The organism is Planomonospora sp. ID82291, from assembly GCF_015711645.1.
Lineage (GTDB): Bacteria > Actinomycetota > Actinomycetes > Streptosporangiales > Streptosporangiaceae > Planomonospora.
In genome coordinates, this window is sequence record NZ_JABTEX010000001.1 from 273,737 (window position 1) to 295,394 (window position 21,658).

The 21,658-nt window shown below is 74.1% G+C and carries 18 protein-coding genes; 8 read left to right on the forward strand and 10 right to left on the reverse strand.

The window, feature by feature from the left end; translation table 11 throughout:
- The first annotated feature begins 75 nt into the window (after nucleotides 1-75).
- The gene (gene leuE, locus HS045_RS01220; protein ID WP_196449328.1) at nucleotides 76-753 is read left to right on the forward strand and encodes a leucine efflux protein LeuE; all 678 of its coding nucleotides are present in this window, start codon (nucleotides 76-78) and stop codon (nucleotides 751-753) included.
- Nucleotides 754-1,092: 339 nt separating this feature from the next.
- Nucleotides 1,093-1,749, forward strand: coding sequence for a VC0807 family protein (locus HS045_RS01225; RefSeq protein WP_196449329.1), 657 nt, complete (start codon nucleotides 1,093-1,095; stop codon nucleotides 1,747-1,749).
- A gap of 9 nt (nucleotides 1,750-1,758) precedes the next feature.
- Here HS045_RS01225 and HS045_RS01230 read toward each other — a convergent pair whose 3' ends face one another.
- Nucleotides 1,759-2,424: a response regulator transcription factor gene (locus tag HS045_RS01230; protein ID WP_196449330.1), complete on the reverse strand. Its 666-nt coding sequence runs from the start codon at nucleotides 2,422-2,424 to the stop codon at nucleotides 1,759-1,761.
- On the reverse strand, nucleotides 2,421-3,695 hold the full coding sequence (locus HS045_RS35250) for a sensor histidine kinase (RefSeq protein WP_196449331.1): 1,275 nt from the start codon (nucleotides 3,693-3,695) through the stop codon (nucleotides 2,421-2,423). The genes HS045_RS01230 and HS045_RS35250 overlap by 4 nt, the downstream gene beginning before the upstream one ends.
- A 262-nt stretch (nucleotides 3,696-3,957) precedes the next feature.
- Here HS045_RS35250 and HS045_RS01240 point away from each other — a divergent pair, with 262 nt between their 5' ends.
- From HS045_RS01240 to HS045_RS01260, 5 genes are all read left to right on the forward strand, one after another.
- On the forward strand, nucleotides 3,958-4,599 hold the full coding sequence (locus HS045_RS01240) for a DedA family protein (protein WP_196449332.1): 642 nt from the start codon (nucleotides 3,958-3,960) through the stop codon (nucleotides 4,597-4,599).
- Between the two features lie 251 nt (nucleotides 4,600-4,850).
- Nucleotides 4,851-5,681 carry a DMT family transporter gene (locus tag HS045_RS01245; RefSeq protein ID WP_196449333.1) on the forward strand — a complete coding sequence of 277 codons (831 nt, stop codon included), beginning with the start codon at nucleotides 4,851-4,853 and terminating at the stop codon, nucleotides 5,679-5,681.
- Between the two features lie 171 nt (nucleotides 5,682-5,852).
- Nucleotides 5,853-7,070 (forward strand): glycosyltransferase, encoded by a 1,218-nt coding sequence (locus HS045_RS01250; RefSeq protein WP_307827339.1) that lies wholly within the window; start codon nucleotides 5,853-5,855, stop codon nucleotides 7,068-7,070.
- Complete coding sequence (locus HS045_RS01255) at nucleotides 7,067-7,825, forward strand: DUF998 domain-containing protein (protein ID WP_196449334.1); 759 nt, start codon at nucleotides 7,067-7,069, stop codon at nucleotides 7,823-7,825. Before HS045_RS01250 ends, HS045_RS01255 begins: the two co-directional genes overlap by 4 nt.
- A gap of 109 nt (nucleotides 7,826-7,934) precedes the next feature.
- On the forward strand, nucleotides 7,935-8,867 hold the full coding sequence (locus HS045_RS01260) for an acyl-ACP desaturase (RefSeq protein ID WP_196449335.1): 933 nt from the start codon (nucleotides 7,935-7,937) through the stop codon (nucleotides 8,865-8,867).
- A gap of 117 nt (nucleotides 8,868-8,984) precedes the next feature.
- Here the strand turns inward: HS045_RS01260 and HS045_RS01265 are convergent, their stop codons facing one another.
- Nucleotides 8,985-10,211, reverse strand: coding sequence for an MFS transporter (locus HS045_RS01265; protein ID WP_196449336.1), 1,227 nt, complete (start codon nucleotides 10,209-10,211; stop codon nucleotides 8,985-8,987).
- A gap of 410 nt (nucleotides 10,212-10,621) precedes the next feature.
- Here HS045_RS01265 and HS045_RS01270 point away from each other — a divergent pair, with 410 nt between their 5' ends.
- The gene (locus HS045_RS01270; RefSeq protein WP_196449337.1) at nucleotides 10,622-13,495 is read left to right on the forward strand and encodes a PEP/pyruvate-binding domain-containing protein; all 2,874 of its coding nucleotides are present in this window, start codon (nucleotides 10,622-10,624) and stop codon (nucleotides 13,493-13,495) included.
- 174 nt (nucleotides 13,496-13,669) lie between these two features.
- Here HS045_RS01270 and HS045_RS01275 read toward each other — a convergent pair whose 3' ends face one another.
- From HS045_RS01275 to HS045_RS01305, 7 genes are all read right to left on the reverse strand, one after another.
- Nucleotides 13,670-14,866, reverse strand: a complete 1,197-nt coding sequence (locus HS045_RS01275) for a DUF418 domain-containing protein (RefSeq protein WP_196449338.1) — start codon at nucleotides 14,864-14,866, stop codon at nucleotides 13,670-13,672.
- A 155-nt stretch (nucleotides 14,867-15,021) separates the two neighbouring features.
- Complete coding sequence (locus HS045_RS01280) at nucleotides 15,022-15,909, reverse strand: alpha/beta hydrolase (protein WP_196449339.1); 888 nt, start codon at nucleotides 15,907-15,909, stop codon at nucleotides 15,022-15,024.
- Between the two features lie 75 nt (nucleotides 15,910-15,984).
- Nucleotides 15,985-17,379, reverse strand: a complete 1,395-nt coding sequence (locus HS045_RS01285) for an FAD-binding oxidoreductase (RefSeq protein ID WP_196450986.1) — start codon at nucleotides 17,377-17,379, stop codon at nucleotides 15,985-15,987.
- Between the two features lie 201 nt (nucleotides 17,380-17,580).
- Complete coding sequence (locus HS045_RS01290) at nucleotides 17,581-18,405, reverse strand: ABC transporter permease (protein WP_196449340.1); 825 nt, start codon at nucleotides 18,403-18,405, stop codon at nucleotides 17,581-17,583.
- Nucleotides 18,402-19,253, reverse strand: a complete 852-nt coding sequence (locus tag HS045_RS01295; protein ID WP_196449341.1) for an ABC transporter permease — start codon at nucleotides 19,251-19,253, stop codon at nucleotides 18,402-18,404. Before HS045_RS01295 ends, HS045_RS01290 begins: the two co-directional genes overlap by 4 nt.
- A gap of 7 nt (nucleotides 19,254-19,260) precedes the next feature.
- Nucleotides 19,261-20,502, reverse strand: a complete 1,242-nt coding sequence (locus HS045_RS01300; protein WP_196449342.1) for a spermidine/putrescine ABC transporter substrate-binding protein — start codon at nucleotides 20,500-20,502, stop codon at nucleotides 19,261-19,263.
- An 8-nt stretch (nucleotides 20,503-20,510) separates the two neighbouring features.
- Nucleotides 20,511-21,656 (reverse strand): ABC transporter ATP-binding protein, encoded by a 1,146-nt coding sequence (locus HS045_RS01305; protein ID WP_196449343.1) that lies wholly within the window; start codon nucleotides 21,654-21,656, stop codon nucleotides 20,511-20,513.
- Nucleotides 21,657-21,658 lie beyond the last annotated feature (2 nt).

Consider the following 21,658-nt stretch of genomic DNA (forward strand, 5'->3'; position numbering starts at 1 on the left):
AGGGCATCGGACCGGTGAGCGGCCTGGTGGGAGTACGGTGATGAGGCCTTCCGCTTCACCCCAGGAGCACCGCATATGTTCTTCGGCATCACCGACCTGTGGACCTACGTCGCCGGTGCGTTCTTCATCGTCCTGCTGCCCGGCCCGAACTCCCTGTACGTCCTGGCCACCGCCGCCCGGCACGGGGTGGCGCGCGGCTACCGGGGCGCGGCCGGGGTGTTCGTGGGCGACACGGTCCTGATGGCCCTCGCCGCGGCCGGGGCCGCCTCGGTGCTGACGACGACGCCGCTGCTGTTCACCGCCGTCAAGTACGCGGGCGCGGCCTACCTGGCGTGGATGGGCCTGCAGATGCTGCGCGGCGCCTGGCGGTCGCGGCGGGCCCCGCAGGACGTGCGGGCCGAGGAGGCCGCGCGGGCGGTGGCGGAGACGGGCAGGGAGACGGGGAGGGAGACCGACCCGTTCCGCAGGGCGCTCCTGGTCAGCCTGCTCAACCCGAAGGCGATCCTCTTCTTCATCTCCTTCTTCATCCAGTTCGTGGACCCCGCCTACTCCCGTCCCGCCCTGTCGTTCCTGATCCTCGGCGCCATCCTGCAGATCTTCAGCATGCTCTACCTGACCGCGCTGATCTTCGGCGGCACCTACCTCGCCGCGCAGTTCCGGCGGCGCCGCCGGCTGGCCGCGCTCCTCACCGCCACCGCGGGCATCCTGTTCGTCGGCTTCGGCGCGAGGCTGGCCACCGCGTCGCTCGGCTGACCCGCGCCGCCCGGCCGACCCGCGCCGCCCGGCCGACCCGCGTCGCTCGGCTGACCCGCGCCGCCCGGCCGACCCGCGCCGGTCCCCGGTCCCGCGGCCGGGTGCGGGCGGAGACCTCCCTCCTCCGGAAAAGCGCCCGTCCCGGAACCGTCACCCATCGGGCATGGTTGCCTCATTGCCTCCTTTGCACTCGCGGCCGTCGGGTAGCGTGAGTCGCCGATCCACACGGAAGTGACCCTTCCGTAAGCCCATGTGACATTCCCGGCATGTCTGGCAGTCAGGTGCCGGGGTAGGCACCGGTCCTGCCGGTGTCGTCATTCCGCCTTTCCGTGGAGTGTGATGAACCACTCACCCGTCACCCTGCCCCGCCTCACCGCGCTGCTGCGGCAGGCGGTGCCGCGCCTGCTGGAGGGCGTCGTCGCCCCCCTCGCCGTCTTCTACACCGCCTTCGCCCTGCTCGGCGAGGTCGGCGGGATGGCGGCGGCGATGACCTGGGTGTACGCGGGGGTGGGCTGGCGGCTGGTGCGACGGGTCCCGGTGCCCGCGACGATGTACCTCGCCTCCCTGGCGATCACCCTGCGCGTGTTGGTCAGCCTCTGGTTCGGCGGGGCGCAGTTCTACTTCCTCCAGCCCGAACTGGGCACGATCTGCCTCAGCATGGTCTTCCTCGCCTCGGTGCGGCTCCGCCGGCCGCTGGCGCAGAAGCTCACGCTCGACTACGTCCACCTGCCCGCGGTGGTGCTGAAACACGAGCGGGTCCGCCGGTTCTTCGCCCGGATCACCCTGCTGTGGGCCTTCGTCCTGCTGGCCAACTCCACGGTGAGCATCTGGCTGCTGATCCAGCAGTCGGTCGGCAGCCAGCTGCTGGTCGGCCCCTACCTGCTGATCCGCACCACGGCGGTCGCCGTGATCACCGGCCTGGCCGCGGTCGTCTCCGTCTGCGCCTTCCGCCGGGTGCTGCGCCGCCTCCACCACGACCCGGTCCTCGCCGCCTGACGCGTCCGGTCAGCCGCTCATCTCCGGGTCGAGCAGTCCCGCCTCGTAGGCCCGGATCGCCGCCTGGACCCGGTTCCGGGCGCCCAGCCGGGTGAGGATCGCGCTCACGTGGGCCTTCACCGTCCCCTCCACCAGGTGGAGCCGACGGGCGATCTGCGCGTTGGACAGGCCCGCACCGAGCAGCGTCAGCACCTCCCGCTCGCGGGGGGTGAGCCCGTCGATCCGGTCACGGGCCGCCGCCGCCCGGGCCAGCCGGCCGCCGGCGAGCTCGGCGATGACCCGGCGGGCGATCCGCGGCGAGAGGTAGGCCGCGCCCTCCGCGGCGGCGCGGATCCCGGCCAGCAGCTCGCGCGGGTCCCCCGCCTTGAGCAGGAACCCCGCGGCGCCCCCGCTCAGCGCCCGGGCGATGTACTCGTCCTCGCCGAACGTGGTCAGCATCAGCACGGCCGTCTCCGGCGCGACCCGGCGCAGCTCCTCGGCGGCCGCCAGCCCGTCCAGGCGGGGCATCCGGATGTCGAGCAGGGCGACGTCGGGGCGGTGCGCGAGCACCAGGTCGACCGCCGCCCTCCCGTCGCCCGCCTCGGCGACCACCTCGATCTCCGGGTCGGCGGTCAGGATGGCCCGCACCCCCGCCCGGATCATGGCCTCGTCGTCGGCCAGCACCACCTTGATCATCGTGCTCGGTTCTCCTCTCGGGCGCTCTTCTCACGGCTGCTCTGCTCGCCGAGGTCCGTTCCGTGGAGATCCGTCCCCGCGCTCCCCTCCGGAGGGCATGCCGCGGCGGCGTCCTCCCCGGGGAATCGCGCGGCGATCCGGAAGCCGCCCGCATGCGGGGCCGCCTCGAACGTGCCGCCCGCGAGCCGTACGCGCTCGCGCAGCCCCATCAGGCCCAGCCCGCCGCCGGACGGGCGTGCGGCCGGGGCCGTCGCGCCGCCGGGCGCGGGGTTGGTCACGGTCAGCTCGATCCCGCCGGGCCCGGCGGCCGCCTCGACCGCCACCGGGGCGCCGGGCGCGTGCTTGGCGACGTTGGTCAGCGCCTCCTGGACGATCCGGCAGGCCGTGCGGTCGCGGAGCCCGCCGTCACCGCGCAGTTCCACTCGCATGCCCGAATCCCGCGCCCGGTCCACGATCCCGGCGACGCTCTCGGCGGCCGGGGCCAGCGGCGCCTCGCCCTCCTCGCGCAGGACGCCGATGACCCGGCGGAGGCGCTCGGTGGTGTCGGCGGCGGCGGCCCGCAGCTCCCCCGCCGCCCGGCGGTGCCGTTCGTCCAGGTCGGGCGCCATCTCCAGGGCGGCGGCCCGCAGGGCGATCAGCGCCAGGTCGTGGCCGATCGAATCGTGCATGTCCTGGGCGATCCGGTTGCGCTCGCGGAGCCGGACCTGGCCGGCCACCAGGCGCCGTTCCCGGTCGTGCGCCTCGGCGCGCTGGCGCAGCAGCAGGCCGGCCGACCAGGGCAGGACCGCGCTGAACAGCACGCCGGACAGGGCGGGGAGCCAGAATCCGGAGACCGAGGGGTCGGGCTCCGGCCCGCAGGAGACGGCCAGGGCGCACAGGGCTCCCGTGCCCAGGATCGCGGAGTAGGCCAGCGCGGCGGGGCGGGCGCGGGCCGTCCGGCGGCCGACCCGGAAGCTGAAGGCCGCGATCGCGAGGGTGAACCCGTTCAGCGGGCCCAGCCTCACCGTCTCGCCGATCCACGAGAGCCGCGCGGTGGCCACCCCGTACCCGAGGTCCAGCGAGCCCGCGGCCAGAACCGCCAGCGCCGCGGCGAGCGGGGCCCGGCGGCGGGCGAGCACCGCGACCGCCAGGATCACCGCGCCCGCCGAGACCCCCCGCGCCCAGCCGTCCGAGGCCTCCCACCAGGCGATGAACGGCGGGGACGCGAGCAGCGGAGCGCACAGGACCGCCCAGAGCGGCAGGTCCCGCCGGACCCGTGGGGGGATCGTCACCCTGCGACGGTACAGGCGCGCCGATCGCGCCTGTACCCCCGGAGGTGCCGGGCCTCCCCTGACGAAGGTCGGGGGTGCCGGGGGGCCGTTCGTGCGATGCCGCCGAGCCGGAGGAACCGGCAGAATCCATACCGTCGCCACGACGGACCCCTGAGGGATCTCAGGGGCGCCGCGCCGCCGGTTCAGGGATCGCCCCGGTTGCCTGCGGGGCCGCGGGCCGTCAGTGTGCCCTGGCAGATCCCCCGACCCATGGAGCTTCGTCGTGACCCAAGCCATCCTCGACGCGGTCCAGCAGGCGATGGCCTCGCCCTGGATCTATCTGGTGCTGTTCGCGCTGGCGGTGCTCGACGGGTTCTTCCCGATCGTGCCCGCCGAGACGTCCCTCATCACGGCGGGCGTGTTCGCCGCCTCGACCGGCGCGCCCGACCTGGCCCCGGTGATCGCGGTGGGGGCGCTGGGCGCCTTCGTCGGCGACCACGTCTCCTACGTCATCGGCCGGACCGCCAACGGCCGCCTGCGCGGCGGCAGGCGGACGGGCAAGGCCTTCGCCTGGGCGGAGCGGGCGCTGGCCGAGCGGGGCGGACTCGTCCTGGTGGTCGCCCGCTACATCCCCGGCGGCCGGACGGCCTGCACCCTGACCATGGGCGCGGTGGCCTACCCCCGCCGCTCCTTCGCGCTCTTCGACGCGGTCGCCGCCGTCTCCTGGGCCGTCTACTCCGGCCTGATCGGCTACGTGGGCGGCGCCGCCTTCGAACACGACCCGCTCAGGGGCCTGCTGCTCGGTCTCGGCATCGCCGTGACGATCACCGTGGTCGTCGAGGCGGTCCGGTACCTGCGGCACCGCCGGGCCGGCTCCCGGAAGGAGGCCCACCGGTCCGAACCGGCCCTCGCCGCCTCCGACTGACCCGCCTCCGACCGACCGGCCTCCGCCGGGCCGCGTGACGGCCCGGCGGTCCCGTGACGGCCCGGCGGTCCCTCGTCCCCTTCGGGGCGGATCTCAGGGATCTCCCGTGGAACTCAGGGAGATCCCCCATGGTGCCGGCGTCCCCGGCCGCGGGACGCTGCCAGTGGTTCACCGGAAGACCTCGTCCGGACGCCTCCACGAGACGTCACGGTCATCTCGCCATGTCTTGATCTGCTCTGGGAGGAGTGCGCATGACTGTGCTCGCAGCCGGACTGGCACTGGCGGGATCGCTGTTCTTCGCGCTGGGCGCGGCGCTGCAGCAGTTCGAGGCGGCCCGCGCGTCCGGTCCCGCGCTCCGCCGCCTGCTGCGCCGTCCCCGGTGGCTGCTCGGCGGTCTCGCGATCGGCGCGGGTACGGCCCTGCACATCGTCGCACTGAAGTACGGCCCGCTCACGGTGGTCCAGCCGATGGGCGTGGCCAGCCTCCTGTTCGCCCTGCCCTGCGCCGCCGCGCTGCGGCACCGCAGGCCCCGGCCCGCCGAGCTGGCCTCCGCAGCGGTGATCGCGATCGGGCTGATGGGCCTGGTCCTGGTGGTGCCCGAGCACGCCGGCTCGCCGTACCTCGGCACCGGGGAGGCGGCGGTCCTGCTCGGGGGCGCGGCCGCCGTCTCGCTGGTGCTGTGGGCCGCCGGCCGGCGGTCCTCCCCCGCCGCGCGGGCCGCGCTGTTCGCCACCGGGGCGGGCGTGCTGTACGGCGCGACCGCCACGCTCGCCCGGGTCCTGGTCGACGGCAACTGGGAGCCGTGGTTCCTGGCGGCCGTCCCGGTGCCCGCCCTGCTCGCCCTCGTCCTGCTGCAGCGCGCCTACGCCGTCGGCCACTTCGGCGTCGCGTTCGCCGCGCTGCAGGTGACCGACCCGCTCACCGCCGTCGCCTTCGGTGCCCTCCTGCTGGGCGAGCCCCTGCCCACCGGGGCGGCGAGCACGCTCGTCGCCCTGGCGGCCGGGGCGCTCGCCGCCGCCGGGACCGTCGCCCTGGCCCGGACCACGCCGATGTCCCCCGCGCCCGATCTGACGGCCCGATGACCTCCGCCGGACCGAATGCACCCGCAAGCCCGACCGAATCATCGCGAACCCCTCCTCGACAGGCCCGATCCGCCTGAACCCCGATGAACGGAGTCTCCCCCCATGGTCATGTCCCCCTCCAGGCCCTCTCCCTCCGCGCCCGCCGCCGGATCCGCCGCCGAATCCGCCGCAGTGCCCGTTGCCGTGCCCGCCGCCGGACCCGCCGCGGCGCCCGGGTCCCCCGGCGCCCGGCCGTGCCGGGTCCTCATCGGCACCGACACCTATCCGCCCGACGTGAACGGCGCCGCCTACTTCACCCACCGGCTGGCCCGGGGTCTGGCCCGGCGGGGCAACGACGTGCACGTGGTCTGCGCCTCGGAGACCGGCACGGCCCGGACCGAGCACGTCGACGGGGTCACCGTGCACCGGCTGCGCTCGGCGCCGGTGCTCGTCCACCCGACCATGCGGATCTCGGTGCCGGCCAGGCTCGACCCGCTGGTCGCCGCGATCGCCCCCGACGTGGTCCACGTCCAGGGGCACTTCGTGGTCGGCCGCGCGGCGATCTCGGCCGCCCGCCGGGCGGGCGTGCCCGTGGTCGCCACCAACCACTTCATGCCCGACAACCTCTTCCAGTTCGCGCACGTCCCCGGCCCGCTCCGGGAGCGGGCGGGCGCCCTCGCCTGGCGCGACTTCAACCGGGTCTTCTCCCGGGCGGACCGGATCACCACCCCGACCCGCATCGCGGCCGGGCTGCTCGCCGGCAAGGGCTTCGCCCATCCCGTGGAGCCGGTCTCCTGCGGCATCGACCTCAGCCGGTTCCGGCCCCGCGCCGAGCCCCGCGCCTGGGCGCGCAAGGCCCTGGACCTGCCCGACCGCCGGACCGTGCTCTTCGTCGGGAGGCTGGACGAGGAGAAGCGGCTGGAGGAGCTCATCCGCGCGCTGCCGTACGTCCTCAACGGGACCGACGCGCAGGTCGCGCTGGCCGGCACCGGTGGGCGGCGGGCCTCGCTGGAGCGGCTGGCACGGCGCATCGGCGTCGGCGACCACGTCATCTTCCTGGGGTTCGTCCCCGACGACATGCTGCCCGACGCCTACGCCGCCGCCGACGTGTTCGCCATGCCGGGCACGGCCGAACTGCAGAGCATCGCCACGCTGGAGGCGATGGCCGCCGGGCTGCCGGTGGTCGCCGCCGACGCGATGGCCCTGCCGCACCTGGTGCGCCCCGGGGAGAACGGCCACCTGTACCGCCCCGGCGACGTCCGCGGGCTGGCCCGCCACCTGACCGCGCTGCTGGAGTCCCCGGACCTGTGCGCCGCCATGGGGACGGCGAGCCGCGCGATCGCCCTGACCCACGACCACGAGGCCTCGCTGGCCCGGTTCGAGGAGATCTACCGGGAGGTGGCGCGGTGAGCGGTCAGGAGGCACGGCGCCGGTCCGGCGCGGGACCGGGCGGGCAGGAGGGCTCCGGCGGGGGCGTTCCGGGCGGACGCCCCGGCGGCGGGAGCCTCGGCAGGGGCGGGGCCGTGCTCGCGGCGGCGGCGCTGGGCTACGCGCACCTGGCCGGCGCCGGCGCCGTGGACCCCATGAGCGACCTGGTCAGCGACTACGCGCTGCACGACGCCACCGCCTGGGCGCTGGTCGCCGGCACGCTCGCCCTGGCCTCGGCCTGCCTGTGGACCGCGTACGGCCTGGCCCGGACCGATCCGGCGCGCAGCGCGGCGGCCCGGGTGCTGCTCGTCGCCGGAGCGCTCGGCCTGCTGCTGACCGCGGTGTTCCCCACCGACGCCGCGCCGGGGGTCACCTCGATCGCAGGGGAGATCCACCGCTGGTCGGCGGCCGTGGTGTTCACCGCGCTGCCGTGCGCGGGCCGGCTGCTCGGCCGCAGGTCCGGCGGGCTCGCCCTGCCCGCGGTGAGCGCCGCCTGCGTGGCGCTGCTGGCCGCGTTCCTGGCCGCGCACCCGGGCTCCCCGGTCGCGGAACTCGTCGGCGGCCCGGACTACTACGGCCTGATCGAGCGCCTGCTGCTGCTGGCCGAGATCACCCTGGTCCTCCTGGCCGCGGGGCACGCCTCCGGCCGGAGACCGCCGGAGGCCGCCGGACGCCCGCCGGGACGTCAAGGCGTCGCCGGGCGCGGGCCCGGAGCGGCGGTCCTCCAACACAAGTAGGAAAACCACAAACCATCGGTCAATAAATAGGGTCGTTCACACTAACCGGGCGCACTTTTACCTACGCTAACGTAGGTTACGGTTCCGTAATCTGCGAGGGAGAAGCCCCATGCGAGAGTTCAGTCAGACCGAGCTGCTGCTTGAGCTTGAGCCCGTCGTCGCCGGCGAGCTGGACCGGCACCTCAAGGTCGCCAAGGAGTGGTTCCCGCACGAGTACATCCCGTGGTCCGAGGGCAGGGACTACGACGGTGTGTTCGGCGGCGAGCCCTGGTCGCCGACCGACTCGGCGATCCCCGAGGAGGCCCGCATCTCCCTCATCGTGAACCTGCTGACCGAGGACAACCTCCCCAGCTACCACCACGAGATCGCCACGACCTTCGGCCGCGACGCCGCCTGGGGCACCTGGGTCCACCGCTGGACCGCCGAGGAGGGCCGCCACGGCACCGCGATCCGCGACTACCTGACGGTCACCCGCGCCGTGGACCCGGTCGCCCTGGAGCGGGCCCGGATGACGCACATGGGCGAGGGCTTCACCAACGCCTACGAGGGGGTGCTGCACTCCCTGGCCTACGTCTCCTTCCAGGAGCTGGCCACCCGCATCTCCCACCGCAACACCGGCAAGGCGTCGCAGGACCCGAACTGCGAGCGCCTGCTCGCCAAGATCGCGGCTGACGAGAACCTGCACATGCTCTTCTACCGCAACCTGCTCAACGCGGCCTTCCAGCTCACCCCGAGCCAGACCATGCGCGCCGTCACCGACGTGGTCACCACCTTCCAGATGCCCGGCACCGGTATCGAGGGCTTCACCCGCAAGGCCCTCGTCATCGCCAATGCCGGCATCTACGATCTGCGCCTGCACCTCGACGACGTGCTCATGCCGGTCCTGCGCCAGTGGGCCGTCTTCGACATGGGAGGGCTCGACGCCGAGGGGGAGAAGGCCCGCGAGGAGCTCGCCGACTTCCTGGCCCGGACCGAGGTCACCGCCTCGCGCTTCGTCGAGCGCCGCGAGGCCCGCCGCGCCGCCCAGACCGCCCGCGCCTGACGCACGCCCCGCTCCCGGGCCGCCCGACGGACGCCGCACCACCCGCGCCCGACCGCGCCCGACGGACGCCGGGCGGACGCCGGGCGGACGCGACCGGCGGTCCCGCGCCGACCGGCCTCAGGAGGCCGCGACCAGTTCCCTGGCCGGGGCGGCGCCGCCCGCAGGGGCCAGACGCGGCAGGAAGGCCAGGAGCAGCAGGGCGGTCAGGCCGGTGGTGACCGGCGGGACCAGGAAGGCGAAGCCGGTGCCGAAGCGGTCCACGAGCTGGCCCGCCACGGCCGCGCCGGTGGCGATGCCCAGGCCGATCGCGCCGTTGAGCCAGGTGAACGCCTCGGTCCTGACCTCGGCGGGGACCAGCTGCTCCACCAGGGTGTAGCCGGTGATCACCGCGGGGGCGATGACGAACCCGGCCAGGGCCGCCGCGCCGTACAGCACCGGGACGGATCCGGCGAAGGTCAGCGCGATCGTCGCCGCGGAGAGCAGGCCGACGGCCGCCGCCAGCCGGTGCGCGGCCCCGCCCTTCCAGCGGATGAGCCCGTAGAGGATGCCGCCGACCATGCTGGCGGCGGAGAACGTGCCGTAGACGGGTCCCGCGGCACCGGCCTGGCCGAGGGCGGCGGTCGTCGAGGTGATGCCGACCTGGAGGCTGCCGAAGACCGTGCCGAGCGCGACGAACGCGGTCGCGAGCACGGCCACGCCGCGCAGCCGGAGCACCCCGTGCCGGGAGCGGACCCGGACCGGCATCGGCTCGGGGGCTCCCCTGCGGACCGCGGCGAACGCCAGGGTGCCGGCCACGACCATGACCAGCGCCGCCAGCAGCGCCCAGACGGGCGAGAAGCCGGTCGACAGGGCCACCAGCAGCACCGGGGCGACGGTGAAGGTCAGCTCGTCGGTGATCGACTCCAGCGCGAAGGCCGTGCCCAGCTTCGCCGACCCCTCCGAACCGCCGAGCACGTGGGCCCAGCGGGTCCGGACCATGGAGCCGACCTGCGGCATCGAGCCGCCGGCCAGGGCCGCGACGGCCACCAGCAGGGCGCCCGGCGCGTGCGCGGCGGCGAGCGCCAGCAGACCGCCCAGCGCGGCGGCGTGCGCCAGCACCTGGGGGACGAGCACCCGCGCCTGGCCGTACCGGTCGGCGAGGCGGCCGGTCTGCGGGCCGATCAGCGCCTGCGCCACGGCGGCGGCGGCGGAGGCGATGCCCGCCGCGCCGTAGGAGCCGGTGGACCATTCCACGAGCAGCAGGATGCCGAGCTGCAGCATGGCGTACGGCAGGCGGGCGACGAGCGCGGGGGCGAGGAACCGCCAGGCTCCCGGAGTGCCGAGCACCGCGAGGTAGGACTTCACTGAGACGTCTCCGTCGAGATTCCAGACGGAGGACGCGGCCCGGGCTCGGGAGCGCACCGTCATGGTGGGCTTCGACCGAGGTAGATACCGCCCCTTTCAGGTGGCGGCCGCCGGGCGGTCATTACGTGGATGCGTTCACGACGCATCAGAGGTCATTTTATGCCATGAAACGGATCCTGTGCTCATCGCCCGCGACCGTCGGCCGCGTGCCGGACCGCTCCTGAACGGCTTCCCGGACCGCTCCCGGACCGCTCCTGAACGGCGGCGGACGCCTTCGGCGCGTGCTCCCCGCCGGGCACCGGCCCCCGGCCGGTCCGCGCCGACCTGCGACTTCCGCGAAAAGAGCATATTTCATCACTTGTTGATTTATTGTGCCGGGCAGGCTTACCGTTGCTCCCAGGAGGCGTGCCATGGAGATTCCGCTGGTTCTGAAGTTCGAGGAGATCGACGCCGGGATGCTGCCGCTCGTCGGCGGCAAGGCGGCCAACCTCGGCGTGCTCACCACCGCCGGGTTCCCCGTCCCGTCCGGCGTGTGCCTGACCACCGAGGCCTACCGCCGGGTCACCGAGCGGTCCGGGTCGCTGGAGGCCGTGGTCGACGCCCTGGAGGTGACCTCCCCCACCGACACCCGGGCCCTGGCGGAGCTGGCCGGCACCGCCCGCGCGACCGTGCTCTCGGCCCCGGTCCCCGAGGAGGTGGCCGACGCCGTACGGCGCAGCGCGCACGGCCCCGTCGCGGTCCGCTCCTCCGCCACCGCCGAGGACCTCCCGGACGCCAGCTTCGCCGGGCAGCAGGACACCTACCTGAACGTGGTCGGGCCGGAGGCCGTGCTGGACGCGGTCCGGCGCTGCTGGGCCTCGCTCTGGACCGACCGGGCCGTCGCCTACCGGGCGGCGAACGGCATCGCCCACCGGAGCGTGCGGCTGGCCGTCGTGATCCAGGAGATGGTGCAGGCCGAGGTCGCCGGGGTGATGTTCACCGCCGACCCGGTCACGGGGCGGCGGCGCACGGCGGTGATCGACGCCGCTCCCGGGCTCGGCGAGGCGGTCGTCTCCGGCGCGGTCAACCCCGACCGCTTCACGGTGGACGTCGCGACCGGGCGGATCACCGACCGGCGGGCGGGCGACAAGCGGCTGGCCGTGCGGTCGCTGGCGGGCGGCGGCGTCGAACGCGTCGAGACCGCGGCGCCCGCGACCATCGGGACCACCGGGACGACCGGCGCGACGGAAGGGACCTCCGACCGGACGGATCACCGACCGGCGGCCGGAGCGGCCGGCGGGAGCGCGGACGGAAGCAGGACCGCGAACGGGAGCAGGACCGCGAACGCGTTCTGCCTCACCGACGAGCAGGTCCGGGCCCTGGCCGAGCTGGGCGGCCGGGTCGAGGACCACTACGGGGCGCCGCAGGACACCGAGTGGGCCGTCGACTCGGGCGGCGCCCTCTGGCTGACCCAGTCGCGCCCGGTCACCACCCTCTACCCCATCCCCCGGCACACCGGTCCGGACGAGGCGGCGGACGCCTCCCCCGAACCGGACGGGCTCCGGATCCACGTCTGCCTCAGCCTCGCCCAGGGCCTCCACCAGCCGATCACCCCGATGGGCATGGCGGCGTTCCGGCTGATGTCGTCGGCCGCCCTCGGCGTGCTGGGCCACCCGGTGGCCGACCCGCGGGCCGGGGCGCCGCGGTTCGCCGAGGCGGGCGGGCGGCTCTTCCTGGACGTCACCGGCATCGTGCGCAGCCGCGTGGGCCGGGCCCTGTTCCCCCGGGTGCTCGACGTGATGGAGGCCCGGTCGGCGGTGGTCCTGCGGGCGCTGGCCCGCGACCCCCGGTTCACCGTGACCCGGCGGTCCGCGCGCCCCGCCCTCCGCCGGGTCCTGCGGGTCGCGGGCCGCCACCGGGTCCTGCCGCGCGCCGTGCGGGCGCTGCTGCGGCCCGAAAGCGCGCACCGGCGGGCGCGGGCGACCGAGTCGGCCCTGCGCGCGGCGCTCGCCTCCCCGCCGGACGCCACCGCGCTCCAGCGCCTCGACCGGGCCGAGTCGATCCTGAGCCGCTGGACGTTCCGGCTCGTCCCGGAGGTGGCTCCGGGCCCGCTGGCCGGGTTCGCCATGTTCGGCCTGGCCGTACGGCTGCTGGGTGAGCGCGCCCGCCCCGGTGAGCTCCCGACCGTGCTGCGCGGCCTGCCGCGCAACGTGACCACCGAGATGGACCTGGCCCTGTGGCGCCTGGCGGCCCGGATCCGCCAGGACGCCCCGGCGGCCGCCCTGCTCCTGGGCACCCCCGCCGCCGAGCTCGCCGCGCGCTTCCACGCGGGGGCGCTGCCCGCCTCGGTGGACGGGGGCCTGCGGGAGTTCCTGCGCGCGTACGGCGTGCGCGCGGTCGCCGAGATCGACCTCGGGGTGCCGCGCTGGTCGGAGGATCCGGCGCACGTCATCGGCGTGCTGGCCAACTACCTGCGGCTGGACGACCCGGACCTGGCCCCCGACGTACAGTTCGCCCGGGGCGCGGCCGAGGCCGCCGCGACGGTGGAGCGCCTGGCGGTCCGGGTCGGGGGGCTGCGCGGCCGGGTGGTGCGCTTCGCCCTCGGCCGCGCCCGCGCCCTGGGCGGGCTGCGCGAGTTCCCCAAGTTCCTGGTGGTCACGTCCCTGGCCGCGGCCCGCACGGAGCTGGCCGCCGTCGGCGCCGAACTGGCCGGGCGCGGCCTGCTGGGTTCCCCGGACGACGTCTTCTTCTTGACCCTGCGGGAGGCCCGCGCCGCCCTGACCGGATCCGCCGCCCCGACCGGATCCGCCGCCCCGACCGGGCCCGCGCCGTCCGCCGGACCGGAGGCGCTGCGCGCGCTCGTCGCCGGGCGGCGCGAGGAGGCCGCCCGCGAGCGCCGCCGCCGGCACGTGCCGCGCGTGCTGCTCTCCGACGGGACCGAGCCGGAGGCGGTCGCCGGCGTCGCCGCGGACGGCGCGCTGACCGGGACCCCGGCCTCGGCGGGCGACGTCACCGGCCTCGCCCGGGTGGTCCTCGATCCGGTGGGCGCGCACCTGGAGCCCGGCGAGATCCTCGTCTGCCCGTCCACCGACCCCGGCTGGACCCCGCTGTTCCTGACCGCGGGCGGCCTGGTGATGGAGATGGGCGGGGCCAACTCGCACGGCGCGGTGGTCGCCCGCGAGTACGGCATCCCGGCGGTCGTGGGCGTGGCCCGCGCGACCGAGCGGGTCGTCACCGGCCAGGAGATCACCGTGGACGGCACCTCCGGCACGGTCGCCGTCTCCGTCCCGCCCGCCGCGTCCTGAGCGGGCGGAGGCCGTACGGCTCCGCGCCGACCGTCTTCGAGGCGGCGCGGAGCCGTACGGGGAACGGGCGCCCGGAGCCGGTGGGTCAGCTGCCGGCCGGGGACCCGTCCTTGCCGGACGCGCCCTCGCCCGGCAGGAGGCGGAGGAAGCGCCGCCCGTTCGCGGTCCGGGTCTTCAGCGGACGGCCCGCTCGCGCTCCGGACCGTGCTCCTCACGCGCCGGTTCGCGCCGGGACCGCTGCGGGGCCTGGTAGGCCCACTGCCAGACCAGCTCCAGCGGTCCCCGGTCGAAGCGGCGCAGCCAGAGCGAGGCCAGGACGGTGAAGAGCGCGCAGACGCCCGCCCAGGCCGCCACCGGCCACCACGGCCCCTGGTCGGCCAGGTGCGCGGCCAGGCCGAGTCCCCAGCCGTAGCAGAGCGCCGACGCCACCAGGTTCTGCAGCACGTAGCAGCTGAGCGCGGTCCGGCCGACGGCGGTCAGGCCGCGCCGCATCGGACCCGGGGCCCCGGACAGGCGGTGCGCGACGGTCGTGACCAGGGCGAGCAGGCCCAGAGCCACCAGCGGCGGCAGCAGGTAGCGGTCCACCAGGAACCATTCCTCGCCGGCGAAGGAGGTGAGCAGGTTCAGCGGCGCGCCGACGCCGAACCCGGCGAGCATGAGCCTGCGGCGGAGCGCGGCGCCCCGGTCCGAGCCCTCGAAGACCCCGGCGCGCATCAGCCGTGAGCCGAGCAGGAACAGCACGATGCCCATCGGGACGATGAACACCGCCTCCAGCCGGTAGACCGCGAAGGAGTCGATCCGGGCGGCGACCTGGTCGGCGTAGCTCCCCTCGGCGAACAGCGCGTCCGCCCCGCCCGCGCCGGCCGCTCCGTCCGCGCGCGGCTCCGGCGCGGCCAGCAGGGCGGCGGTGAGCAGGCCGATCACCGCGGTGAGCACCGATCCCACCCCGATGATCCACCACCGGACGGCGCGGTCGCTCCGGCCGACCAGGTAGGCGACGATCACCGAGGTCACGGCGTAGCCCATCAGCACGTCGAACTCGAAGATCAGCAGGTAGTGGATCAGCCCCTCGGCGAACAGCAGCGCCGCCCGCCACAGGTACCAGCCGGGCCAGGGCGTGCCCCGCCGCCGCGCCGAGCGGTACTGCAGCTCCAGGCCGACCCCGAACAGCAGGGTCAGCAGGGCCAGGAACTTGCCGTTGGTCAGGAAGCGCAGGAAGGTCTCCGGGGCGCCCGTCGTCCCCAGCGCGTCCATGACCCCCGCCGGTCCTGCGGGGCTGGTGAAGATCCAGATGTTGGTGCCCAGCGTGCCCATGATCGCGATGCCGCGGAGCACGTCGAGGGCGTCGATGCGCTGACTCGTCCTCGTCATGCCTTCCACGATTCCGGCCGCGGCGGCGGCGGGCATCGTCGCGCGGACCCATCCGGGCCGTACACCGATGGATGTACGACCCCCCTGCCTTCGGCGGTCCGTTCCGCGCGGCCCCCGGCCCCGCGGACGGACTCCCGCCGGAGCCCCGCGGGCGGCTAGAGGTGGTCGGCGAGGAAGGAGGTCACCGCCTCGACGGCCCGGGTGACGTACGGCTCGGCGTCGTAGAGGTCGATGTGCACGCGGGTGTCCAGCCAGACGAGCTGCTTGGGGCCCTCCATCCGCTTGTAGGCCTCCTCGGCCCCCTCCGGCGGGCAGAACCGGTCGACGACGCCGTGCACGATGAGCCCGGGCCGGGGCCCCAGGAAGTCGGCGCCGGTCATGTTGTCCATGGTGATCAGCTCGCGGACCGACGCCCGGGTGACCTCGTTGCGCCAGTGCGGCGAGGCGCCGCGGGAGGTGCCGTAGTAGGCGAACGGCTCGTCGCCCGGCATCGCCGCCTCGCCCTCCTCCGCGACGGCCGGGAGGTACTCCACCGGGCCGCCGCGGTCCTGGCGCTCCTGGACGGCGGTGAAGGAGGCCAGCGCCTCCTGGTATCCGGCGGGCGACATCCCGGCGAGCATCGTGTAGGGGTTGTTGTAGGCCCCGGCGATCCCGGCGAAGACCCGCACCCGGGGGTCGAAGGCGGCGAACCTCAGCGCGTAGCCCGCGCCCAGGCAGATCCCGACCGCGCCGATCCTGCCGCCGTCCACCTCGGGCCGGGCCCGCAGCAGCGAGACGGCGGCCCGCAGGTCGCGCAGCTTGCCCTGCGGGTCCTCGTCGCAGCGGGGCGACCCGCCGGACTCGCCCCAGGTGCGGTGGTCGAAGGCCAGCGTGACGTATCCCGCCGCGGCCAGCCGGGCGGCGTACCGGCCGGCGACCTGGTCGCGGGTGCCGGTGAACGGCCCGGTGAGGACCAGCGCCGGATGCGGCCCCGGCCCTCCCGGGCCCCGCAGGTCGCCGACGAGCGTGACGCCGTCGGCGGTGAACTCCACCCTCTCGGTCATCCCCCGAGTCTGCCCGGCCCGCGCTCCCGGCGCGAGCCGGGAGCGCGGGCCGGGCGCGACCCGGCGGGACGGGGCTCAGGAGTCGAAGCCCAGGCCCATCCGGTCCAGCGTCCGCAGCCAGAGGTTGCGGCGGCCCTGGTTGAGGTCCGCCCGGGCGATCGACCAGCGGGTCATCTGGATCCCGGCCGAGCGGACCGGCTCGGGCGGGAACGGGATCGGCTTCTCCCGGACCATCCGCAACCGCGTCCGCTCGGTCTGCCGGCCGGACAGCAGGTCGAGCATGACGTTGGCGCCGAAGCGGGTCGCCCCGACGCCCATGCCGGTGTAGCCGACGGCGTAGGCGACGCGCCCGCCGTGCGAGCGCCCGTAGAAGGCGCTGAACCGGCTGCAGGTGTCGATGACCCCGCCCCACCGGTGGGTGAAGCGCAGCCCCGACAGCTGGGGGAAGGTCGTGAAGAAGTGCGCGGCGAGCGTGGTGAAGGTCGCGTCGCGCTGCTCGTACTCCGCCCTCATCCTGCCGCCGTTGTAGTAGACCGCGTCGTAGCCGCCCCACAGGATGCGGTCGTCGGCGGTCAGCCGGTAGTAGTGGAACTGGTTGGCCGAGTCGCCGACGCCCTGCCGGTTGCGCCAGCCGACCGAGGCCAGCTGCTCGGCCGAGAGCGGCTCGGTGACCAGCGCGTAGTCGTAGACCGGGACGAGGAAGTGCCTCAGCCGCCGCAGCAGCGGCGGGAAGACGCCGGTGCCCAGGGCGACCGCGCGCGCCCTGACGGTGCCGTGCAGGGTGAGCAGCTCCATGCCGGAGGGGGTCTCCCGCATGTGGCGGACCGGGGTGCGCTCGTGGATGCGCACCCCCTTGTCCAGACAGGCCCGCCGCAGCCCCCACGCCAGGGCCGCGGGGTCGAGCATCGCGCAGCCGTCGCGCTCCCACATGCCGCCGACGTAGGTGGGCGAATCCACCTCCGCCCTGACCTGCCCGGCGTCCATCACGTCGAACCGCACGCCCATCGCGCGGGCGGTCTCGGCGGTGCGGTGCATCTCCTCCAGCTGCCAGGGCGCGGTCGCCACGTGCAGCTCACCGGTGCGCTCGTAGCCGCAGTCGATGCCGTACCGTTCGACGGTCTCGCCGATCTCGTCGAGGTTGCGCAGGCCCAGGTGCTCCAGCGTCCGGACCTCCTCGGGCCAGCGTTCCAGCCCGTTGGCGATGCCGTGGGTGAGGGTCGCCATCGCGAAGCCGCCGTTGCGGCCGGTGGCCGCCCAGCCGATCCTGCGCCCTTCGAGCAGGACCACGTCGAGCGACGGGTCGCGTTCCTTGGCCATCAGGGCCGTCCACAGCCCCGAGAAGCCGCCTCCGACCACCGCGAGATCGGCGGTGGTGTCCTCGGTGAGCCGCGGTCGCGGCTCGGGTTTCGCCGGACTGTCGAGCCAGTACGGCGTGCGCTCCGCGTCAGCAAGAGCCTTCAGCGGATCCACAGATCTCACTTCCCTACGTGAGTCAGGTCGTTCTCGTATGTGGTGTCGTGTGATCCGGGGGGATCACACGCGGGTTCCCCCCGCCTGGTTCCGATCTCGCCTCCCTGTTCCGTGCCGGGGCCCTGTCGTGGGCGCGGATGCGCCGGGGCCCCGCGTCCCGCTCCCTTCCGGAAGGGAGCGGGACGCGGGGCCCCGGGGTGGTCAGGTGCCGCGCCGGCGCGCGGTCACCGCGTTGAGCACGGCGACCGCGACGCCCACCGCGAAGATGAGCGTGCCGATGATGTTGACCTGCGGCGGCATGCCGATCCGGGTGGCGCCCCAGATCCACAGCGGGAACGTCTGGGTGGCGCCGCTGGTGAACTGGGTGATGACGAAGTCGTCGATGGAGAGCGCGAAGGCGAGCAGCGCGCCGGCGACGACGCCCGGCAGGATCATCGGGAAGGTGACCCGCCAGAACGTCGTCCAGGGAGTGGCGCCCAGATCGCGGGCGGCCTCCTCGATCGAGGCGTCCATGCCGACCACCCGCGCCCGGACCGTGATCGCCACGAACGAGAGCGAGAAGAGCACGTGCGCGATCACCACGGTCGCGAAGCCGGTCTCCACGCCGGCGCTGATGAACAGCGAGAGCAGCGAGGCGCCCATCACCAGCTCGGGCGAGGAGATCGCGGCGAACATCGCCAGGTTGGTGGCGCCCTGCCCGCGGAAGCGGTGGCGCCCCAGGGCCAGGCCCATGAGCGTGCCGAGCACCGTGGTGACGGCCACGCTGACCAGGGCGATCAGCAGCGAGTTGCGCACCGCGACGACCAGGTCCGGGTACTCGTCCAGCCGGCCCCACCACTTGAGGGTGAAGCCCTGCCAGCTGACGTTGGACTTGCTCTGCGTGTCGTTGAAGCCGAACACGATCATCACCGCGATCGGCAGGAAGAGCCAGGCCAGGACCAGCCAGACGTAGATCCGCAGGAGCCGGTCCGTCCACCGCCCCCGGGGCCTGGTCCGGCCCGCGCTCCGAGGTCCGCTCGCGCTCATCGGGCCGCCGCCTCCAGCACGTTCTCCGTGCCGAGCGCCCGGGCGTAGGCGAAGATGCCGACCAGCATCGCCGCCATCAGCGTGAAGGAGAGCGCGGCCGCGGTCGGGTAGTCGTTGTTGACGAGGTACTCGGTCTGGATGATGTTGCCGATCATCGTGTTCTCCGGGCCGCCGAGGATGGCGGCGTTGACGTAGTCCGCCGTCATCGGGACGAACGTCATCAGCACCCCGGCGAAGACCCCGGGCAGCGAGAGCGGCAGCACGATCCTCGTGAACGCCCCGCGCCGGGAGGCGTACAGGTCCCGCGCCGCCTCCACGGTCCGGGGGTCGACCCGCTCCAGCGCCACGTAGATCGGCAGGATCATGAACGGCAGGTAGTTGTAGACCAGGCCGCCGATCACCGCGGCGGTCGTCTGCAGGACGTGGAAGTCGCCGGGGAGCAGGCCCGCCGACTTCAGCGGCGCCAGCAGCAGGCCGTCGTCGGCGAGCAGGAACTTCCACGACACCGTGCGCAGCACGAACGAGACGAAGAACGGCAGCAGCACCAGCAGCAGGTAGGTCGACTTGCGGGCGCCGCCCCGGAAGGCGATCCAGTAGGCCACCGGGTAGGCCAGCAGGAGGGAGACGGCCGTGGCGGCCAGGCCGTAGGAGGCCGAGCGCAGAAACTGCGTGCCGTACTGGCCCAGCACCTCGCCGTAGACGCCGACGTTGAACGTCTGGGCGAAGCCGTTGACCACGTCGCCCTCCTGGGTGGAGACCGAGGCCATGAAGACCATCGGCACCACCATGAAGATCGCCAGCCAGAGGCCGCCCGGCAGCACGAGCAGGTAGGGGGTGAGGCGTTTCATCCGGCTCTCAGCCCTGGGTGATGGGCTGGAAGATGCCCTCGAAGACCTTCTCCTGCGCCGTGCTCAGCACCGTGTACGAGCGCAGCTTCGCCATGTCGGCGTCGGAGGGGTAGATCATCGGGCTGGTGGCCACCTGCTCCAGGAACTCCTTGTCCTCGCCCTTCTCCCCGGCGGCCTTGGCCGCCAGGATGTCCTTGGTGGCGGGCACCGGGGCGATGTAGTTGATGTACTCCACCAGCATGGCGGCGATCTTCGGCTGGTAGACGTAGTCCATCAGCGTCAGCGCGTCCACCGGGTTCTGCGCGGTCTTGGGGATGCACAGGTTGTCGGTCCAGATCGTGCCGCCCTCGGCGGGCACCACGAACCTCAGGTCCTTGCCCTCGGCGACCTGCTGGAAGACGTCGCCCGACCAGGCCATCGTGATCCACACGTCACCGCGGACCAGCGCCTCGATGTAGTCGTTCTCGTAGTACTTGCGCACCAGGCCCGCGTCGCGCTGCCGCCGGAGCCTGTCCCCCGCCCTGCGCCAGTCGGCCTCGGTGGAGGTGTCGGGGTCGACGCCCAGGGCGAACATGCCGAAGTTCGCGACCTCCTGGGTGTCGCTCATCATGCCGACCTTCCCCTTGTACTTGGGGTTCCACAGGTCCTCGATGCTGGTGACCTCGTCGACGTACTCGGGGTTGTAGGCGATGCCGGTGATGCCGCCCGCCCACGGGACCGTGTAGGCGTTGCCCGGGTCCCAGACGGGGTTCTTGAAGCGCGCGCCGGCGTTGGCCGCGAAGTTCGGCAGCCGCGAGTGGTCGAGCGGGACCAGGTAGCCGAGCTGGATGGCCCGGTTGAGCTGGATGCTGTTGGTCATCACCATCAGGTCGTGGCCGATGTCGTTGCCGGCGGCCAGCTGCGGCTGGATCTTGCCGAAGAAGACGGGCATCTCCTGGATCGCCTCGGCGTAGGTCACCTTGATGCCGGTGTCGGCGGTGAACAGCTCCAGCGACGGGTACTTCTTGCCGTCCTTGTCGATGTAGAGCGGCCAGTTGGCGAAGCGCAGCGTGCCGTTCTTCTGCTTCGACGCCCAGTAGTCGGCGACGGCGTCCTTCTTGGGCGGCGCGGCCTTCCTGCCCTGCACGCCGCAGGCCGACAGGGCCAGGCCCGCGGCCGACAGCCCGGCCAGGCGGAAGGCGTCCCGGCGGGTCACGGAGCGGCTCTGCGTCATGCCGCGCAGGAAGGCGGGGGTGGTGCGGGGGTCCATGTGGGGGCTCAACTTCCGATCGCGTACGAGTGCTGCGGCTGCCACGACAGCCACACGGCGTCGCCACGCTCCGCCGTACTCGTGCTGTCCAGCGCGTTCTGTTGGAACACGGTGACCTCGGCGCCGTCGGCGAGGCTGACCGCATAACTGTTGTACAGGCCCAGGTACACCACCTCGGACACGGTCCCGCGCACGGCGCTGAGGCCTCCGGCGGGCTCCTCGGTGGAGATCGTGATCTTCTCGGGGCGCACGGTGACCGCGATCGCCTCTCCGGCCCGGTGCGCGCCCTCCGCGGCCAGGACCCGCCCCTCCGCGCCCACCCGCAGGACCGCGCAGCCGGACTCGACCCGGTCCACGGTGCCGCGCAGCAGGTTGGAGGTGCCGATGAACCCGGCCACGAAGGCGGTGGCGGGACGCTCGTAGATCTCCCGGGGCCCGGCGAGCTGCTCGATCCGACCGTCGTTCATCACGGCGATGCGGTCGCTCATGGTGAGCGCCTCGCTCTGGTCGTGCGTGACGTAGACGAAGGTGATGCCGACCTCGCGCTGGATGCGCTTGAGCTCGATCTGCATGGCCTGGCGGAGCTTGAGGTCCAGGGCGCCGAGCGGCTCGTCGAGCAGGAGCGCGCGGGGCCGGTTGACCAACGCGCGGGCCAGCGCCACCCGCTGCTGCTGGCCGCCGGACATCTCCCGGGGGCGGCGCTTCTCGCGGCCCGTCAGCGCGACGATCTCCAGCATCTCGCCGACCCGCCGGGCGATCTCCCCCGAGGGGACCTTCCTGCGCTTCAGGCCGAAGGCGACGTTCTCCCAGACGTTCATGTGCGGGAACAGCGCGTAGGACTGGAAGACCATGTTCACGTCGCGCCTGTCGGGCGGGACGTCCGTCACGTCCCGGCCGTGCAGCCGCACCGTGCCGCGGGTCGGCTCCTCGAAGCCGGCGACCATGCGCATCGTGGTGGTCTTGCCGCAGCCGGAGGGGCCGAGGAGCGAGAAGAACTCGCCCTCGGCGATCGTCAGGGTGACCCCCTTGACCGCCTGGACGACCTCACCGTGGGCGAGGTACTCCTTGACGACTCCGTCGAGCTCGATGGCGGGCACCGGGGGCGCGCCGGGGGCGTCCGCGGCCGCCCCCGCGCCCTCCTGGGTTTCGGTCATAC

Excerpts from the sequence above, each read along its gene's own strand:
- HS045_RS01260 (WP_196449335.1), top strand. The coding sequence starts at position 7,935 with ATGCGAGAGTTCAGTCAGACCGAGCTGCTGCTTGAGCTTGAGCCCGTC.
- HS045_RS01300 (WP_196449342.1), bottom strand. The coding sequence starts at position 20,502 with ATGGACCCCCGCACCACCCCCGCCTTCCTGCGCGGCATGACGCAGAGC.
- HS045_RS01245 (WP_196449333.1), top strand. The coding sequence starts at position 4,851 with ATGACTGTGCTCGCAGCCGGACTGGCACTGGCGGGATCGCTGTTCTTC.
- leuE (WP_196449328.1), top strand. The coding sequence starts at position 76 with ATGTTCTTCGGCATCACCGACCTGTGGACCTACGTCGCCGGTGCGTTC.
- HS045_RS01305 (WP_196449343.1), bottom strand. The coding sequence starts at position 21,656 with ATGACCGAAACCCAGGAGGGCGCGGGGGCGGCCGCGGACGCCCCCGGC.
- HS045_RS01275 (WP_196449338.1), bottom strand. The coding sequence starts at position 14,866 with ATGACGAGGACGAGTCAGCGCATCGACGCCCTCGACGTGCTCCGCGGC.
- HS045_RS01295 (WP_196449341.1), bottom strand. The coding sequence starts at position 19,253 with ATGAAACGCCTCACCCCCTACCTGCTCGTGCTGCCGGGCGGCCTCTGG.
- HS045_RS01290 (WP_196449340.1), bottom strand. The coding sequence starts at position 18,405 with ATGAGCGCGAGCGGACCTCGGAGCGCGGGCCGGACCAGGCCCCGGGGG.
- HS045_RS01225 (WP_196449329.1), top strand. The coding sequence starts at position 1,093 with ATGAACCACTCACCCGTCACCCTGCCCCGCCTCACCGCGCTGCTGCGG.
- HS045_RS01230 (WP_196449330.1), bottom strand. The coding sequence starts at position 2,424 with ATGATCAAGGTGGTGCTGGCCGACGACGAGGCCATGATCCGGGCGGGG.
- HS045_RS01270 (WP_196449337.1), top strand. The coding sequence starts at position 10,622 with ATGGAGATTCCGCTGGTTCTGAAGTTCGAGGAGATCGACGCCGGGATG.
- HS045_RS01280 (WP_196449339.1), bottom strand. The coding sequence starts at position 15,909 with ATGACCGAGAGGGTGGAGTTCACCGCCGACGGCGTCACGCTCGTCGGC.